We start from the raw sequence: 17,513 nt of genomic DNA on the forward strand, positions 1-17,513 counted from the left end.
GGCGCAGGGGGGCAAGCTCCAGGCGAATGTGTCCAACAGCGGGGTGAGCTTTCTGGGGAGCGGCAACAACAATCAGGCGGCCAACGTCGTGAGTGCGAATTTGGTGGCGACCAATGGGGTGGTTCACGTCATTGACCGGGTCTTGCTGCCGTAAGGTGGTCGGGTAGCGCTGCCATTTTTGATTTGCTTTTTTTGTTCGACGTTTAAATTTCCTGACTATGTCCACTTTTCGATTAACCAGTTGCCTGCTGCTGTTTACGGTTTTCGGTTGTCAAACCGAACCCGAAACACTCCTGCCCCAGGGTACATCACCTTCCAACGCTCAGCGGATAGCCGCCACGATACCGGCAACCAATCTGCGGCTCAAACAAATGGTCGCCAGCGGGAATAATGGGGGCCTGGGGCCGCTTTTCACCACCACCTACTTTACCTATGGCCAGGGTCGCAATCTTCAGAAAGCTGTTGTTCCCGAACCCTCGCCAGGTGTTAGCGGGCTGACCTACGAATATACCTATGACCCGCAGGGCCGCTTAAGCGCCTACCGGATGCTGTCGGCGAAGCCCAATGATGCCGGTATCATCGGTAAGCAGAGTACCTTCTCCTTCGGCAATCGCACCGTGGAAGAAACCTTTGCCCAAGTGCGGGTGGATGGCCAACTCCTGCCCCCTTACCTGGAACCTAACCTGCTTACCATTTACCGGTTTAATGAGCAGGGCCAGATTACCGAGCAGATCCAGGAGGGCATTCTTCGCTTCGGTTCCGAGACTCGGCAGCGCTTTGTATATACCTATGAAAATGGCAACGTTGTGAAACAGACAATGCTGAATGCGGCTGATCAAGTAGAGTTCACCATTAGTTATGAGTACGATGACAAGGTGAATCCGTATTACCAATGGACGTATCTGCCCGATCCCGTCCTCTACAGCAGCCGCAATAACATTGTAAGCACCCGGGTCAATAATAATCAACCCCAACGAAGAGCGTACACTTACAATGAGCAGGGGCTGCCGCTGACCCAGACCTATGTGAGCTCAGGGGCTGTGTTGAACTACGAATACGAAACTTACTAAAGGTTTTTTCTCTGCCTAATCTATACCTTGGCAACCAGGATTGTGAAACAATAAACCGGCCGAGGCCCATAAGAACCCCAAAGGGTGACATTGCATGTCACCCTTTGGCGTATGGTACTTCAATCAATCTCCTTGATGTACCCGTTTTGACAGAAGAAGCGTCGATACAACTGGTGTAACCCTGCAATCTTTTCCCGGGCATCAGCGCGTGACCCGGGGCACCGGATCGATGAGGTTTAAATACGCGTCGCGAAAATCACCAAGGAAAGACTGCGCGGGCAGCCCCATATCGTTCCCGATTTTTGCGGCCGTCAACCAATCGATCAGCTACCATAGCCATGCCGGTACAACGGACCGTTCCAGTACGGCCGGGCCGCCCTATCGATGAACGGTAGACCACCTCTATTTCTGTTTAACTAGCATGGGAAAATCTCCTCCTGTGAACACTACGTTATCGGCTGTGGGATCAAAACCAAAGCTTTTATCTCCGGATGTAGATCCTTTCGTTTTAAGAAGGTCTTTTCTCAGTTCGTAGTACCCAAACCAATCCGGGCTTTCCTTATGAAATTGTTTAAATACGTAATCACGAGTAAACAAACCATCCGGATTGATGATGTGCCCCGGCGTGTCGTCCTTGAATAATTCTTTTGCAGCCTCAGGTGATAATTCGCGATCATCGAACTTAAAATAAAAATAACGGTAATAGAAAAGACCTCCCCACCAATCATACCAGCCCCGCAAATAAGTCGATTTATACCTGGAGTCGCTGTAATGTACATCTCGTGCGTATTGAGTGGGAGAATCGTAGGCGTCACCACTCCTTGACCATAGGGCACTATAGGTCATCGTGCCTGCTTTCATGATCATCACATTCCAGATGTATTTTCTGAATCTGTCGAATGCCGCGGTTCGTAAATCGGTATATTCGACTCCTTTATCTTTGGTTGGAAATTGTGAGTTTGCCAAATCGCGTAGGCTGTATTTTTGACCATTAAATTCAATATTTGTCTTAAATCCATCCCGCAAGTTCTTGTAATCGTCCGTTTCATCGGCCAGTTTTAGTAACATATCCGAGATTGCCTTTTGCATTTGGAGGTGTCCAAGCTTAAATTCTGCAAATTCAGCATCTAAATTTGCTGGGTTATCGCTGGAGGTCCAGTGCTTAATATTTTCACCCGCAATGGCAATTGCGGGGCCCGCTCCAGGGATTTCACCAGCCGCTACTTCTAAGATTCCAATGGCTATTTCAGTCAAGATGTCGATAACGAAATCTTTCCATTCCGTGGGCTTTTCGCCTGATTTTAAAATGGCTAATACATATTGTTCATAATTACCAGTGAAGAGGTACACGTCCTCTACCCATGCGTTCATATGCAGTAAATTTTGTGCCGCGCTATACAGCTCAAAATTTGTTAAGGGGACATCTCCTGGGCCGCCTGTTCCCACACCCGGAGGTATCCTATGATCGCTACAGCTGGTTAAAAAAGAGGGTAGCACCGTGATACTCGAAGCCGTAATGACGGCATCCCGCAGCCAGCTCCTTCTGCTAAATTTGTGCGGTGTGTGGGGTAACTCCATGGCAGTTTTGTTTAAAAGCTTCTCCTGTGAGCAGCAGATTTGTTATTTTTGTCATCGTTGGCTTCAGGCAATAGTCCATTATCCTTCAGCCCACCTTGCAAATAGACCACTGATATACAGCTAGTTAAAAGGAAATTAATTCGAACGAAGGCAAAACTAAGAAACTAGACCTCCAGGGAACAATAAAAAATGATCCATTTCCCATAAGGATTGGTCCAAGGGAGGCTGAAAACCAAAATGATGAGCGGGAAGGCTGCTTAATTAGCCTTGATTGACAAATTTACTGGGACTCATCTGATAAAGTTCCCGAAAACATTTACTGAAATAAGCCGGGCTCTCAAAGCCAACCCGATAGGCCGTTTCACTGACCGGGACGCCTGAACGAAGCAAGTGAGCCGCCTGTCTGAGCCGGTAATTGCGCAACAGTTCGTGGGCTGTCAGACCCGCCAGGGCTTTTACCTTCCGGAACAGGTTGGTGCGGCTCATGCCCAGCTCACTCATCATTTGCTCGAGGCCAAACTTGGAATCACCCAGGTTCGCTTCAAACAAGGCATACAAACGCGTGAGGAAAGGATCAGTAGAGTCAACGGGGGCTACGGAAGCTGAATCGGGATTCTTCAGGCTGGCTTGTACCCACTCCCGTTGGCGCTGTTTGCTAACAAGTTGGTTCCGAACTCTAAGTTGAAGTTCCGTTACCTGAAAAGGCTTGGTCAGGTAATCATCAGCTCCTAATGAGAGCCCTGCCAGCCGATTCTCAACGGAGGCTTTGGCCGTCAGCAAAATAATGGGAATATGACTGGAGCGCAGGTCGGTTTTCAATTGACTGCATAGTGTAAAGCCGTCCATCAAGGGCATCATGACATCCGAGATAATCAGATCTGGTAAATGTTCCAGCGCCTGTTCCAGGCCGTCGCGTCCGTTGACGGCTCGCCGAATGCGATAGGTTTGGGGCAGACTATCCGCAATAAAGCGAGCCAGTTCGTCATTATCTTCCACAACCAGCAACCGGGGCTCATCGGATTTATCGGTTGCAGTCCAAGCATCCGAGCTGGCTTCCCGGTTCCAATGAACCATTCCGTCCGGTGCCGCTTCCGGCGAAGATACCTTTCGGTACGGCAACTCAACCACGAACGTCGTGCCCTTATCCAACTGGCTCTCAACCGAAATTTGTCCACCCTGCAGGTGCACCAGTTCCTGAACCAAAGCCAAACCGATACCCGTTCCAGGTGTAGCGTTTGTATGACTAACTTGATAGAATCGGTCGAAAATATGGGGAAGGTGCTGAGCCGAAATGCCAATGCCTGTATCGGCAACCGTCAGCCGGGTACGTCCCGAAGCAGGGGTCAACGACACGGTAATCGTGCCAGTTTTCGTAAATTTCAGTGCGTTAGCCGTCAGATTATAGACAATACGCTCGAGCTTTTCTGCATCGAACCAGTAGTCACCAGTTACCTCGGAGGTAAACAGTAGATGGATACCTTGGGTTGTTGCCTGGTTACTTAAAGGATTCAGCCAGTGACTGATAAATTGGGTTAGATTCCCTCTGGATTCGTGAATGGGCATGACACTAGCTTCCAGTTTTGATAAATCCAGAAGCTGATTGATTAAGCCCAGAAGCTGATGAGCATTCTGTTCAATCGTTTGCAGCCGTTGCTGATTTTTAGGGTCTGGATTCTCACTCACCATCTGTTCGGTAGGGGCAAGAATGAGCGTCAGGGGTGTACGAAACTCATGGGTGATATTGGTAAAGAAGTTTGTCTTTATTGCATCCACGGCCCGGAGCTGGTCGGCTTCCTGCTGGCGGAGCCGAATAGTCTGATTTAGCCGAATCCGATTTAAATAAATCTGAAGCCCCCCCCAGGCAATGCCCAATCCTAGTAAACAATAGAGAATGATGGCCCACCAGCTCGCCCAAAGAGGGGGATGGATGGTTAAGTCTAGTTTGCGCACATGACGACTCCACTGCCCCATTGTGTTGGACGCATTGACAGCCAGCACATAATCACCCGGTGGCAGGTTGGTATAAATGGCTTCAGGTCGGACCGTTTCCGTCCAGATCGTTTCAAGTCCTTCCAATCGATAGCGATACCGATTTTTGGCCGGTCGATTGAATTGCAGGGCAGCAAACCGTACAGTCAGGTAATTCTGAGTATAATTCAAGGTAAGTTGATCAGTAGCCTGAATGGGCAACGTGCCTACTACAGATCGGTTGGCTGAGGTCGTTGTGTTTATGTGGTCAGCATCCGAAATCACCGGCTGAACAATTTGATTATCAATCAGGAGCTCGGTCAGTTCGACGACAGGTTCAAAGGCATCCTGACCGATCCGCTGGGGAGAAAAATAGGTAAACCCTTCCAGACCACCCATCAGGATTTTCTCGCCAGCGGTTCCATACGTTGGAAAATGGACATAGTGATACCGGTTAAATTCGTCTGCCATGATGCCGTCATCATGCGTAAAAGTCTGGGTCGCAAATGTCCGGCGATTCATGCGACATAATCCTTTATTGGTACCGATCCACAAATACCCATACTGGTCAGGTATTACGGAATAAACCACATTATTGGGCAAGCCATTAGCCTGATTAAACCGGCGGAATCGACCGGTTCGCTTGTCGAACAGACACAGGCCATTGCCAAAGGTGCCAATCCACAGCCGATTGGAGTCAGCCTGATCGGCCGATAGGCAGTATAGGATGTTACTGCTCAGTGAGCTCTTGTCGGTGGAGCGATTGACAAACTGTCGTCTTTGCCCGGTTTTACGATCGATACGCCACAACCCTCCTGCCTGACTAGCCAGCCAAAGAGCCTGACCATCTACCACAAACTCCATAACAGCATTTCCGGGTTGGTACGGTATTTCGAAGGGGATACGGGTCCAATCGCCTGTCTGTTCATCGTAGGAAAAGGCAGCAGGGCCATAGATGGCCCAAATACCGCCCTGTGGGTCAGTAGTTATTGGACAGGGAACATCACCCGATTTGTTCTTGACAAGTTGCGTCGGCAATGGGAAAGAGTCGGTCTTGTTCGTTTTACCATCCAGCCGGTACATCGTCAAGGTGCCTACGTTGAACCAGAATCGGCCCGAGGCATCGAAGGTTGAGCGAAAATTGTAGCTGCTTAAGCCACTCAGGGTGGCTTGGGTTGACTGAGAAACAGGCGGTAAATGAAGCGACAGTGACTTGTTAGCGAGTAGATCCTGATAAAATCCACGATGATACCGGAGCTTCTGGAAGGGATTTGGTTGTAGATCGTAAGTCCGGATACCAGCCCCGGCCGTGCCAACCCATAAGACATTGGTTCGATCAATAAGCAAACTGCTGCAACCTTCGTTAAGCTGATTCCAGCGGGTGACTATTTGGACGCCCCCCTGTTCTGTGAACCGAAACAGAATGTTGTTCTGGTCGAAATAGACGGTACCGGTCCGATCGATAGCCACTTTATGACCCAGCCATTCGTCACCCTGAGCCGGCAGCCGATAGGAGCGCAACTGGCCCGTCTTAGGCTGTAACAGGGTAAGGTATTGCCGAGAGAACAGCATGAGTTCCCCAGTCGGACGGAGGCATACTCGGGTTAAAAAGTCTTCCGGCAGCGACTGCGGATTGCCAGGTTGGTGTCGCAGGTGCTTAAAACTGCGGGTAGCTTCCTCAAATTGATTCAGCCCCTTGGCTGTAGCCAGCCAGATTGTCCCATCCGCCCCTTCCGACACATTGTATACGCTATCGGAGCTGATGGATGCGGCTTGCTGAGGCTGGTGACGAAACCAGTGCCCCTGTTGTTTCTTGGTGTCCCAACAAACAACGCCAACACCAATGATCGTTAGCCACAGTCGGTCCTGCCGGTCGATGAACAAACTGTAATACGTAGTGCTGGGTTTTACCAGTCGGCGAAAAGCCGCTTGGCGGGAAAAGTTTGAAAACGTTTCAGTCCGAGGATCAAACACATCAATTTCCCCACGCTCGGAAGCGATCCAGATCCGTCCGTGCCGGTCCAGTTCGATTTGGTTCAGTCCGGCAAAGGAAAGAGAAGGGCGACCATCGGGGTCGGGCTGGAAGACTTTAAATCGGTATCCATCGTATCGACATAGACCGTCACGGGTAGCCGCCCAGATGAAGCCTTGCTTATCCTGAAGGATAGCAGGTACAAAGGCCTGTGGTAAACCCTGCCGGTCAGTAATGAGTTCGGGCTGAGGAAAATGAACCGGCTGTGCTCTTAGGCATGCTGTTGAGGCTAGCAGGCTCAGCAAGCAGGCCAGAACGCGTATAAGGGACGGTATATACGTATTCATACCACAAGGAGGTGCTCAGTCCACTTCGTTTACACGGAAGTGCGGTTTGTAGCCATTGCCATTAATTGACAGATTGGTTGTGACAAGTTCATGGCAAAGCTAACTCTTTATTCTAAAATCGATCTCTCGCCTACAAAAATGTGTTGGATTCACCAACACGGTCGGGATCAACCCCAATAACTCCAGGAGAATCGTTTTAAAACCGTTTAGCGAGCTAAGCGGCTCCACCCGCTTCTCAAGCTGGTTCCTTCATCCGTTGTTCCGAGCGTGCTTTTGTGTTTACCTGTTATAGTAAAGCAGGGGGCTTGTTTTCAATTCCTTGATGAACCCGACGCTCATTGCAAAATGGTATGAAATTGTCAACAGCCATCTGGGCCGCGTCGGCCAGCTGATTCATCTTACCTGTTTTAAGGGTTCAGGAAACGTTAGCATTGCCTCCTGGCGATCACTTGATAAAATGGCAAGAAGGTCTACGCTCTAGCCTGAGCCAGATCGGCGTTACCTCAAGCTAGACGTACCAACTGGAAGCCTATATGCCGTTGGACCGGATCTTTTTGCGGTGCAATTCTCCCCAGCTACGCAGGGAGTCAATGACGCCCCCCAGGGTCTGGCTGTGGGGCGTTAAAGCGTAAGTCACTTTTACCGGATAGGTATCATGCACCGTTCGTTTTACTAACCCGTTGGCCTCCATATCCCGCAATTCTTTTGAAAGCATCCGGTCGGTAATGCCGTTTACTTCTTTCGAAATTTCGCCGAACCGTTTCTCCCCAAATGTCAAGGCGACAATAATGGGTAATTTCCATTTGCCGTTTAACACGTCCAGTGCATCCCGTACAGGACGCAGAATACGGATACATTCTCCGTGATTTAATTCACCCGTTTCCATTTTTATAGGCGCTACATGCTACTAACAAGGTTCCCGGCTTACTATACTAAAGTATATCTCTATACTTTAGTATAGTACTTACAAAAGTATAGCAAATAAAAGTAAGTTTGTAGCATCAACGAAAATAAAAATTCAAGGATTATTTAAATCAACTTGCCATGAATCCATTTAGGAAACTTCTCCACGTATATACTCCTCCTGTCCAACCCGGTTTTCTAGGCCCCGGTCATCTAGCCAGACCGGTCATCCAGGTCGACTACACTCAAAGTGATCCGTTCATTGTGCTGATGGATGATCAACTAAACAAACAAAACGAGCAACCGGTCGGCGGTCCGCATCCACACGCTGGTTTTGAAACAGTTTCCTTGCTGCTAGAAGGTGAAATGGGCGATGATGCACACCGGATGAAAGGGGGTGATTTACAACTGATGACCGCTGGAAGCGGTATTATTCATACCGAAACCATCGATCAGAAAGCGACGATGCGGCTGTTACAGCTTTGGCTTAACCTACCCAAAAAAGAGCGCTGGGCTACCCCGCGCGTACAGGATCTTTCTTCGGAGAAAGTGCCCACCATTACCCAGGACGGCGTAACCGTAAAGGTTTATAGCGGATCACTGGCGGGACTGACTTCACCCATTCATAATTATGTACCACTTATCATCGCCGATATCCAGTTAGAGCCGGGCGTATCCACGCTGCAACACATCCCAGGGTCGTATACTGCTTTTCTGTACGTTCTAGCCGGGAGTGTTCGGGTGGGCAACCAGGCTGGGGAGGTAGGCCAGAATCAGGTAGGCTGGCTAGATCGGCACTCGGATGAAACCCCAAGCGGGCTTGAACTTACCGCCGGTGAAACAGGAAGCCGATTCATTCTTTACGCTGGTGAACCACAGGGCGATGCCATCGTATCGCATGGACCCTTTATTGGCGATACGCAGGAGGATATTCGGCGGCTCTACCAAGAATACAGGCATGGTAAAATGAATCATATCGCCACCGTTGGGCCTTCACAGCGAATTTTCTGGTAAATCGATCTTAAAAGGTTTTACGAGCGGCATCGAAGGTTCGCCTGTTCAGCAGCGAATATTTGATGCCGCTCGCGACCTTTTGCAACCGATCGGCGGGCCGAAGCCCCTTGAACAGAAAATAGAATGGACTGGTGCCTGAGCAGCGATGCTACAGTGCGGTTATGACAAAATCAATTCGTACCCCCTGAGGTATGATAGTGAATCCTATAGCTCTTTTTTGGTGCTATTGGCCTTATCCCATATTATTTGGTGAGTCAAAACTGGAGAAATGGGATAGTCCGACGGCGCGCTGTATAATAAACGCTGAAATAGAATCACTGTACAAGCTCGCTGGGTAGTTCCCAATTGTCATTCATCAGGGCTTTCGCCAATTCTCGTTTCTGAACCGCACTGCGCCTGCAGCCCGGTCGTCGTTCGACTACCGAAACCCAAAAGAGTTAGAACGGGAGTCCTATTCTACGCTGACAAATTCATTGTGCCGCTCAATCAGACACTCAGGAGGCTTACGAAAGAGCTGGCAAACCAGATAGGGCCAGAGTTAAGGCATCCTGGCGTTTTTCATCGTCTGTTTCGAACAACCAACTATGAAATAGGGAGGACAAATGCCCCAGAATGTTTTCTACCACCAAGCGGGTAGCAGGAGGCAATGGTGGTTGAATATTCAGAATAGGAGAGGCATCCCGTGGGGAGTCTGTAGCATGTAGGCTGCCATCCTGCTGTCGCTTGCTGTTTTCCTTCTTGACCATTAGGTTATCTACTAAATAACTTTCTGCCTGCTGAATACTAAGGCAAAACAAATAATGTCGCTGGTGGCTACCAACGGCGGTTGGCACAGCCGCTTTCTGGTTATTTAACCAGGACATCCAATGCACGTTGAACGTTTTCTGGTAACTATCCTTCCTGATAATACTGAGCATTACCATTTCCAGCGCCTTGAATCTTTTGAGTGATTCACTTTCTTCTACCCGCTGATAATGCTGACATACTTCTTGGCAGACCAAGCATCCGGCATGGCGATGGAGGTATTGTTTGTCGGCCGGAATGGCCGAATGAAGGTAATAATTTTCATCCCGACGAGTAAGCGAAAATAAATTCTGTTGCTTAAACGGATGGACTTTGACCAGCAATCCATCCGTTATATTTTTATCCTGAACGACTGCAAAGCCGTCGGGGAGAACCGCCAATGAATGGATTTGATCGTCACTCAGATTGATTGAACGTCCAGCGGCTTGACGCTCATCGGGATCGGTCAATCGGTGAACAATTTTAAGATTTGTATTTTTGATCACTTCACGGGCAAGTTTGGTGGGAGTCTGATCAGCCACAATGATTCCTTCCCCATAGGCACGTAATTCGGCCAGCATATCGGTGAACATCGCCACGGCCTTACCTTTGGGATCCCCAACTTCCTCACTAGCAGCCTGGGGCTTAGCGGTCAGCAATTTATGGGCCTCTTCAATCAACAAGATGTGTTGCAGCTTTTCTTTCTGGCTGGGAGCCAGCAACCGTTGGCGAACTTCGGCGTATTCATAAATAAAAACATACATCAAAGCCGCTAAAAATGACTTTTCATCATCATTCCCAAGGTGCTGCATTTCTATGATACAGGGCCGATCCATTAATTCCCGAAAAGGAATTGAACGCCTGGTATTAAAAACCAACCCTTTATTACCGATGAGTAAGCTTTGAATCCGAGAGCGTAAGGCAGCACTAAGATTTTGGTGAATCTCGCGTCCGTAATTTTTGCGTTGCAGAACAACCTCAATCTTAAAAAGCAAATCCACCAACGTGGGCATCAGGGCCGAATAGGCTTCCTCTGTCGCGTCCTCCTGGAGAAATCGGTTTGATGAGTGATGTAAACTCCATCCTCTCTCATAGTATATTTCATAAATGGCATCTTCTAATACATAACTCATACCCCCAAACATGGGGAAAGTGGCATTAAATACACTTTTCAGTAAGTCAATATGGCGGGCGATCGTGATGCCGGGAACGGGCTCAAATGGGTTAATTCGCAGCGCGGGCGCATTGGGATTTCCGACCGCAAAAACCCGCAGGTGTTCTTTCAGCCCATCGACTTGCATCAGTCCCCGGTATTCTTCTTTGGCCGGCTCAATGACCATAAAGGGTATTTTGAAATTTCGGTAAGCCTCACTCAGAATCTGCATACAGGTGTTTGTCTTACCGGAGCCAGACTTTCCACTGATAAAAGCATGCGTATTAAGGCTCTCCAAAGGTATTTTCAACTCAAATAGCGGTTTATAGAGCCCTTGTTGTGCTTGACCAAGCCGCAAGGCCCGGCTTTCTACCGAACTGGCCGTTAAGGCAAATTGAAGCATTTTTCGGGTCTGGATACCCGGTAATGGCTGGTAAGGCAGGTGCATTAGAAGGGTCAGTTCATCAGAGCCGATGCAGGTACCTAATGTATCATATAACGATCCGAAGGGATGAGTTACCTGATCACGCGCGGGGTACAGGGTCAGTACCTGCCCGCTCCTTGCTGCCTGCCGAATCAAATGAGTAGAAACCCGAATTTCCCGTAAGGGATCGAGGTGAGTATCATCACCCGACGCTAAACTGCGGATCACGTTGCTTACCTTACGGAGTGTTGCCTGGTCATCTGCAACAAGGTAGGTAACGGTATTCCAGCAACCATAGCTCCTAGCCCGTCTCAGCCGGTGGAGATATTGATCGATCAACTGTTCACAGGATTCAGCATGGGCATTGAGTAAGTCCCTGGACTCGCCGCTCGACTCCCCTTCCCGAACCGAAGCCAGCGCCTGTCGGGATGTAGCTTGAGTGCTGTAGTTTTTTCTAAGTAATAAGTTGGATGCATTGTTTGCCAGCCCGGCTATTCCTAATACCGAAGAACTTGGGGTTAATAGGGCTAAAGCCTGAATGAATAAGGAGGTATTCGCTAAAAGCCCAGGCAATCGGTCGTCAAACGAGTGGGAGGTTTCGTGTTGTTGTTCAGCCAGTGATTTTGTTTTGTCAGAACTGGAGCCTACTTGCCGGTTAACCCGGACAAAACCATGTACATCACTTTTTAACCGTAAGCAGGCATCAATCGTCTGATCAATCTGAAAGGAAGAAACCGGTTCGGCCACCGTTACCACGGCAGCCCGCTGGGAGCCAATGGCCAGCGCAACCCGGTCTAAATCCCTCAGGTGCAATCCTAATTTTCCATGACGTGCAGAAGGAATACCGGTCAGTAGCGCTAAAGACGGTGCTTCCCTTAAAAAATTATCTAGATCCTGTAGTTTTTCGTGATCCAGACGCACCGGGTTGTCAAGCTTTACCTGATTATCAACCGCTTGTAATGCCCCCTCCAGGCTAAGTACATGCTCTTCGGTCGAACTTTCCGCAGAACCGGGCATTCGTTTTACCCCCCAGAACAACTTTTGTTGCCCTTCCTGGCTAAATTGTATAGTGACCAAGGCATGACCCGGTTGATGACAAGAGGACAAAAAGCCTGCCATGAGTTGGGTAAACTCCTCCGGATCGTCCTTTTTACCCGCCAGAAGTAACTCCCGCAATACCGGCAAGCCATTTCCTTCGTCCCTCAGACCCAAGTCCCACTTTGACGAATCAAAATTTGCCAGGTATCTGCGCTCCAGAAGTGAAATCAGCAATTGGGATAGTGCTTCCCCTTCCTCAAAAGGGCGGGATGGTTCAGTATCACGGCTTAGCCTGTTTTCTGCCATTCGTATAGTCTGTTCAAATAGAAATCTTATCCTGGGCTATTCACCGTTCCCAGGGAGGAATAAAATCTCCATTACGTGCTGGAGTCGGTGGCTCCTGGGTGTTAGAAGCTGGAAAACCGTTTTTTCCTTCGTCCAACGCTTCGTGGTAACGAAGCGTAATAAGTCGGTCAGCCATCAATGGGTTTTTTACGCGTAAGAGGGGCCACCAGGTTGCCCCAATCGCGACATCCTCTAATGGATTCTGGCTTCTCCAGACCCGGCCTCCCAAACGATCTGCCAGTTGCTGATCAATAACCGGAAACACGGAACCGGGTCCCCCAAACACGACATGAGTAGGGGTAGCTGCGCCAATACTTTTCATGGCAGCCTGAATCAACTGAGGCAAGGACTCCAGCACCTGGGCACTTGGCAGCACGGCTTTAAACTGGGCGGATCGCCAAAAGGGCAGTTTTCCCCTGAGCTTTAGCGACCGACCGCCTACGCCCCTCCAAATCGACGGCTGGGAGGCACCTTGAAAAGGAAAACTGGCGGCATACTCCAATACATTCTCAATCCAGGCATGTGCAAGGTCTTTTGGCTCAAAGTGACCATTCTCTATGAACCATTGTTTCAAATCAGCTAGCAAAAAAAGAAATCCAGCCTTGGGAATTTTAATCTGATCCCCAATGCGCAGTACGCGCACCGAATCACTTGTGGTTTCCAGGTCAAACGCACTGAGCAGAATCTCCCGTTCACCAATAAAACAAACCGCGACATTGCCGGAGATTTCCGGAACATGAGAATCTGCGGAATGTAGAAAACGGGCCAAAAGGGCATACGTGGCCGGAATGACTTCAATCGTGGTAAAGCCTGATTGCTGCAGTATTTGCCGGGCGTTATACCTGGATGAGCCTTGAGCATCCTGATCACTGACGAGCACTAATTCATAGCCATTCGTTGCGTCAGGCTCACTATACCCTAAATACGTATACAGGCGTTGGTACATACCACGCCAGAATACGCTGGCTTGACTCACCGACATGCCGGATATGGAGGAGGTATTACTTAAATATCGGCACCACTCAACCGCAGCCCCCGGTGCCTGTAAAGCCCGTGAACCCCACAAATGCTCATGCACTACATTCGGAATGATGGAACGAATCCCATCCCCGACTAAAACCGCCCCTCCGCTATTTTCCCGAACCGCTGCCTGGGTAAAAATAGCGTGATGGTCAAACCCTATTGCGTGGGGATTCATACAAAATATGGTAGGCTAGCCTTTATTTCTGTCAAAATCCGTTTCGTGGCCTTTAACTCTGAATCATCCGGCAAAGCCGGTAGTACCTTGCTGGTGGCATTAAAACTGAGGGCCTCTTGAAATTTTTTTTCGTAGCTCCCAAGGGTGCTTGCCACCGAATCAGCTTCTTTGGTAATGGCGTTCTGAACATTCTCTACATCTTTTTTGACAGCCTCTGTTGCCGCTTTCGCCACCCCAGCCGCTGCACCGGCCACGACTCCCCAAAGTGTCCCGATAATGGGTATGATAGACCCGGCAACCCCTCCAGCAGCGGCTCCACCGGCCACGGCCTCACCAAAGTTTGCCGGTGTGTCCGTCACCGGAATGGTAATCTGAAAGTGACTCCCCGTTTTCCCGGCGACTTGGGATAATTTAGTTTGAGTCAGTTCTAAATTGAGAACGCTACCGTAGGTATTGGAAAAGGCTTTCACCTCATTCGACAGGGTGGTAACCAATTGATTAAAGCTGGTGGTTACATAGGAAGTCAGGTCATTGGAATAGGTGGCGTCTCTTCGGATCGTTGACCCCGCAATTTTTTCAGCATACCCTTTAAAATACTGCCTGATTTGGGCCTGAGTGGCCTGGAGCCCATTCGCAACTACCTTTTCATAATCCGTTTGAATCCGATAAAACTGTTGATCCAACACATCATTGTCTTGAATGGCCTTTTGATAAGCATCCCATTGCCGATCCAACACGGTCTGATGATGGTTCACCCACCCCTGAAGCTGCTTTTGGATAGCATCCAGCTTGACACGTGCCCGGAAAAGACGCGGTCGTAGACTAAGCAGGTAACGGGTGGTGGTAATTTCGGTTAGATATTCCCGGGTTTTTTCCAGCAGGCTCTGGCTAATGGATGAATTTCCCATGGTCGCTGAAAAGCAGAAAAGGGGTGGTACAGGTATACCAGCTTCCTGGGCAAACTCATCCAAGGCCTGTTTCACCCGGGGCATTCTAATTTCAAAAAAATGCTGCCACTGATGGTCGCTGTCCTCCTCCAGATAACAGTTCAAGACAAAAACAACACTATCAGGTCCATTAGCGCTCATGTATTCCAGCAGAAACTGCTTTTCCGTTTGGGAAAGTACCTGCTTGGACGTCAACACCCATACCACCAAATCAGCACGCTCAGTAGCTTTTTGGGCACACTCGTCCATTTCATCCGTGTCCCCGATACCGGGTGTATCCATCCAGATTGTCTTTTCGGGAATCGGAACACGATCAAGTGTAATACGCAATTCATGAATTTCTTCGACTTCAATACGTCGTTTTCCCCAATCATTCAGCAACCGACTTTCCTGCGCAAGTCCCGTTTGAGTACAGAGAACCGGCCGACAGCTCCCATCCAGATAGTGAATTGTGGCCGTATCGGAATCGCCCAGAACAATGGGACAGAGGACCCCTGTTTCCGGATCATCACCAACCGGTAAGATAGGACGACCCAGCAGCGCATTTAGTGAGCTTGATTTTCCCGCTTTGAAATACCCTCCAAACATTAACGTAATATGCTCCCTGGAAAGTAGATTCCGGATTTCAACCAGTTGGGAATACACGGAGTCATTATTCAAAGAGACCTTAATTACGTCATTGACTGCCTGGTGGCATTGGTGAAACTGTTGATAGAGCATTTTATCCATGATTGGGTAAGACTTCAGCTTGCTTGCGTTAGATATTCAACTGGACTTCATTCAATACCTTTTGATTCACGAGGATATCCTCTCTGTTGCGTTCCAATAATTTAATTTTGAGGCTTTTTTCAGCCTGATCCCGTTCATTATCCGTCTCGATTTGCCGGATTTGCTCAATTTGTTGGTTGATTTGCCGCTGTAATTTATTCAGGAGAGGAGCCCGCATCTCTCGAAATTCCTTGACTACTTCATTTTCCAGGTTACTGAGGATTCCCGATAAGTTTTCCTGTAAGCCGTTAATAAAACCATCTGCTACCGACTTGCGGAGCCGCGTACCAAACGTTTCACTGCCCCATATGAACGAAACGATAGAACCCAGTAAGATAGCGGCAATCACGGCGACTGGTCCCGTGAGCCCCAGGAAAACGAAGCCAATGGCAGTAGCAATCCGACCGCCCAGGCTAATGGCCAAACCTCGCCAACCGAAGGTGGCTCCCATGAGGGCATGGCCCGGATCCAGCAAGATGGTACCCACAACCCCGGCGCCAATTGATTCTCCCTGACTGATCATCTTTTTTTCAGGGTTAGTATCCAGCGCAGCGTCAATGGCCAGGCGGATCGACTTAAAGTCTTTGTCTACTTTCTCGACGATGACTTCTACTTCCGCTCCCAACCGCTCCATGTGCGATTCGGTAATGGTGACAGCCTCCTGCTGGCCCCACTCCGCAATCTTACTTTTTATGTAATCATTGCAGGCTTTCTTGGCTTCTTCTTCACAACCGGTTCGGTTCGTTATTAAGTTACCGGTTTTTTTCAACAGTGGCAGATCAACCTTGTCCATATACTCTGGAATCGATTCGCGTAGGCTGCGAAGGAGGGTTTCGAAGGAATTTTTTAAATTATCCACCAGCAATCGCTCCCGAAAATCAAATACCCGTTCGAGTTCAGTGGGCCGCTTTTTCAACTTTTCAAGAACTGGCCGGGATTGATCAATTGCTTCCCTTATTCTGGCTACATCCGCCGACAGAACCTGTTGATTTTGCTGAAGGTCTTCGAGGAGTTTTTTCGTAATATTCTCCGCCAGTTTAATAAAGCGTAACAAGTGTACCTTAACACGGTCACGCGTCAGAAAGTCAGAAACTACCCTTTCAAACTGGCTTAAGCCAGAATCGACCATCAACGGTGGATTAGCGTTCCACTTTCCATCAAATCCTTTGAGGGCATCTACGAAATGGATTCCGTATTTGCCCAGATCCTGGCCGGTATAATCCTGATCCGTGGCATCGCCGATGAGACGGTACCAGGTCAGCCCCTTGAAGCGTTCATTTACCTCCCGGCCATTAAATAAATTGATAACCGAGAAAATTTTAACCCCCGAATATTTTAGCTGATCTTCCACGAAGCTGCGTTCCCCTTTGCCGGCAAGCGCATCGCTTCGGAACAGCACAATAGCCGCGTCAACTTTAGCGATGGCTTTCAGCGTGGTTTCTGTACGCTTATCGTCTTCATCCAGACCCGGAGAGTCGATAATGGTTAACCCTTCCTTCAGCAATGGTGAAGGATACCCCATCTCGAACTCCCGGATTTTACTAAAGGCGGCTTCCGTTTGCCGTTTGTTAATCCGAACCTGCGCTTCCTCCAGATAACGGTCTAGTGACCATTCTTCCCGGGTCCCGTCAAAGTGCCAGGCAAAAATATAGGGCTTTTCGGCATACCGAATTCGCGTGAGAATAGCCGTACAGGGATCCGGAGAGACCGGTATAGGGCCGAGTTCATTGGAAACGGCATACCCATTGGAAGGCTTCCCCAGCAGCGCATTGACGAAAGTCGATTTACCATTACTGAAGCGTCCAACGATAATGAGGTTAAACGTATCCGACTTAAGGCTCTCTTTTGTATCGCCCAATTCGCTGGCCATTTCAATTTTATCCAGTTTGACGGCAGCCGCCCGCAGGTTGTCGATTGCGCTTACCACTTTCTGAACTTTAGCACTGTACTCTTTAAGGTCTTTCTCGAGTGTCATAATCGGCAAAGGGAATGATGATGGTGTTGG

10 protein-coding genes are annotated in these 17,513 nt (G+C 49.0%); 3 read left to right on the plus strand and 7 right to left on the minus strand.

Translation table 11 applies throughout. The features are described 5' to 3' along the window. Together ACYVH9_RS28065 and ACYVH9_RS28070 are read left to right on the plus strand one after the other, a co-directional pair. Window positions 1-154, plus strand: a 154-nt coding sequence (locus tag ACYVH9_RS28065; RefSeq protein ID WP_460639851.1) for a fasciclin domain-containing protein, incomplete at its 5' end; no start/stop codon positions are given. A gap of 64 nt (window positions 155-218) precedes the next feature. Continuing rightward, window positions 219-1,070: a hypothetical protein gene (locus tag ACYVH9_RS28070; RefSeq protein ID WP_460639761.1), complete on the plus strand. Its 852-nt coding sequence runs from the start codon at window positions 219-221 to the stop codon at window positions 1,068-1,070. 402 nt (window positions 1,071-1,472) lie between these two features. Here ACYVH9_RS28070 and ACYVH9_RS28075 read toward each other — a convergent pair whose 3' ends face one another. The 3 genes from ACYVH9_RS28075 to ACYVH9_RS28085 all read right to left on the minus strand — a co-directional run bounded on the left by ACYVH9_RS28075 (window position 1,473) and on the right by ACYVH9_RS28085 (window position 7,821). Beyond that, on the minus strand, window positions 1,473-2,648 hold the full coding sequence (locus ACYVH9_RS28075; RefSeq protein ID WP_460639762.1) for a hypothetical protein: 1,176 nt from the start codon (window positions 2,646-2,648) through the stop codon (window positions 1,473-1,475). Between the two features lie 261 nt (window positions 2,649-2,909). Next, entirely contained in the window at window positions 2,910-6,935 is a 4,026-nt protein-coding gene (locus ACYVH9_RS28080; protein WP_460639763.1) for a hybrid sensor histidine kinase/response regulator transcription factor, read from the minus strand. Between the two features lie 529 nt (window positions 6,936-7,464). Continuing rightward, complete coding sequence (locus ACYVH9_RS28085; RefSeq protein WP_460639764.1) at window positions 7,465-7,821, minus strand: winged helix-turn-helix transcriptional regulator; 357 nt, start codon at window positions 7,819-7,821, stop codon at window positions 7,465-7,467. Window positions 7,822-7,979: 158 nt separating this feature from the next. Here ACYVH9_RS28085 and ACYVH9_RS28090 point away from each other — a divergent pair, with 158 nt between their 5' ends. Then, window positions 7,980-8,852, plus strand: a complete 873-nt coding sequence (locus ACYVH9_RS28090) for a pirin family protein (RefSeq protein ID WP_460639765.1) — start codon at window positions 7,980-7,982, stop codon at window positions 8,850-8,852. A gap of 503 nt (window positions 8,853-9,355) precedes the next feature. On the opposite strand, the gene ACYVH9_RS28095 is transcribed toward ACYVH9_RS28090, so the two are convergent. From ACYVH9_RS28095 to ACYVH9_RS28110, 4 genes are read right to left on the minus strand one after another with little or no spacing between them, the layout of a single operon-like run. After that, window positions 9,356-12,556, minus strand: coding sequence for an ATP-binding protein (locus ACYVH9_RS28095; RefSeq protein ID WP_460639766.1), 3,201 nt, complete (start codon window positions 12,554-12,556; stop codon window positions 9,356-9,358). A 40-nt stretch (window positions 12,557-12,596) separates the two neighbouring features. After that, complete coding sequence (locus tag ACYVH9_RS28100) at window positions 12,597-13,793, minus strand: hypothetical protein (RefSeq protein ID WP_460639767.1); 1,197 nt, start codon at window positions 13,791-13,793, stop codon at window positions 12,597-12,599. After that, entirely contained in the window at window positions 13,790-15,469 is a 1,680-nt protein-coding gene (locus ACYVH9_RS28105) for a dynamin family protein (protein ID WP_460639768.1), read from the minus strand. The genes ACYVH9_RS28100 and ACYVH9_RS28105 overlap by 4 nt, the downstream gene beginning before the upstream one ends. Before the next feature lie 28 nt (window positions 15,470-15,497). Next, window positions 15,498-17,483 (minus strand): dynamin family protein, encoded by a 1,986-nt coding sequence (locus ACYVH9_RS28110; RefSeq protein ID WP_460639769.1) that lies wholly within the window; start codon window positions 17,481-17,483, stop codon window positions 15,498-15,500. Window positions 17,484-17,513 lie beyond the last annotated feature (30 nt).

It is taken from the genome of Larkinella harenae, assembly GCF_054780515.1.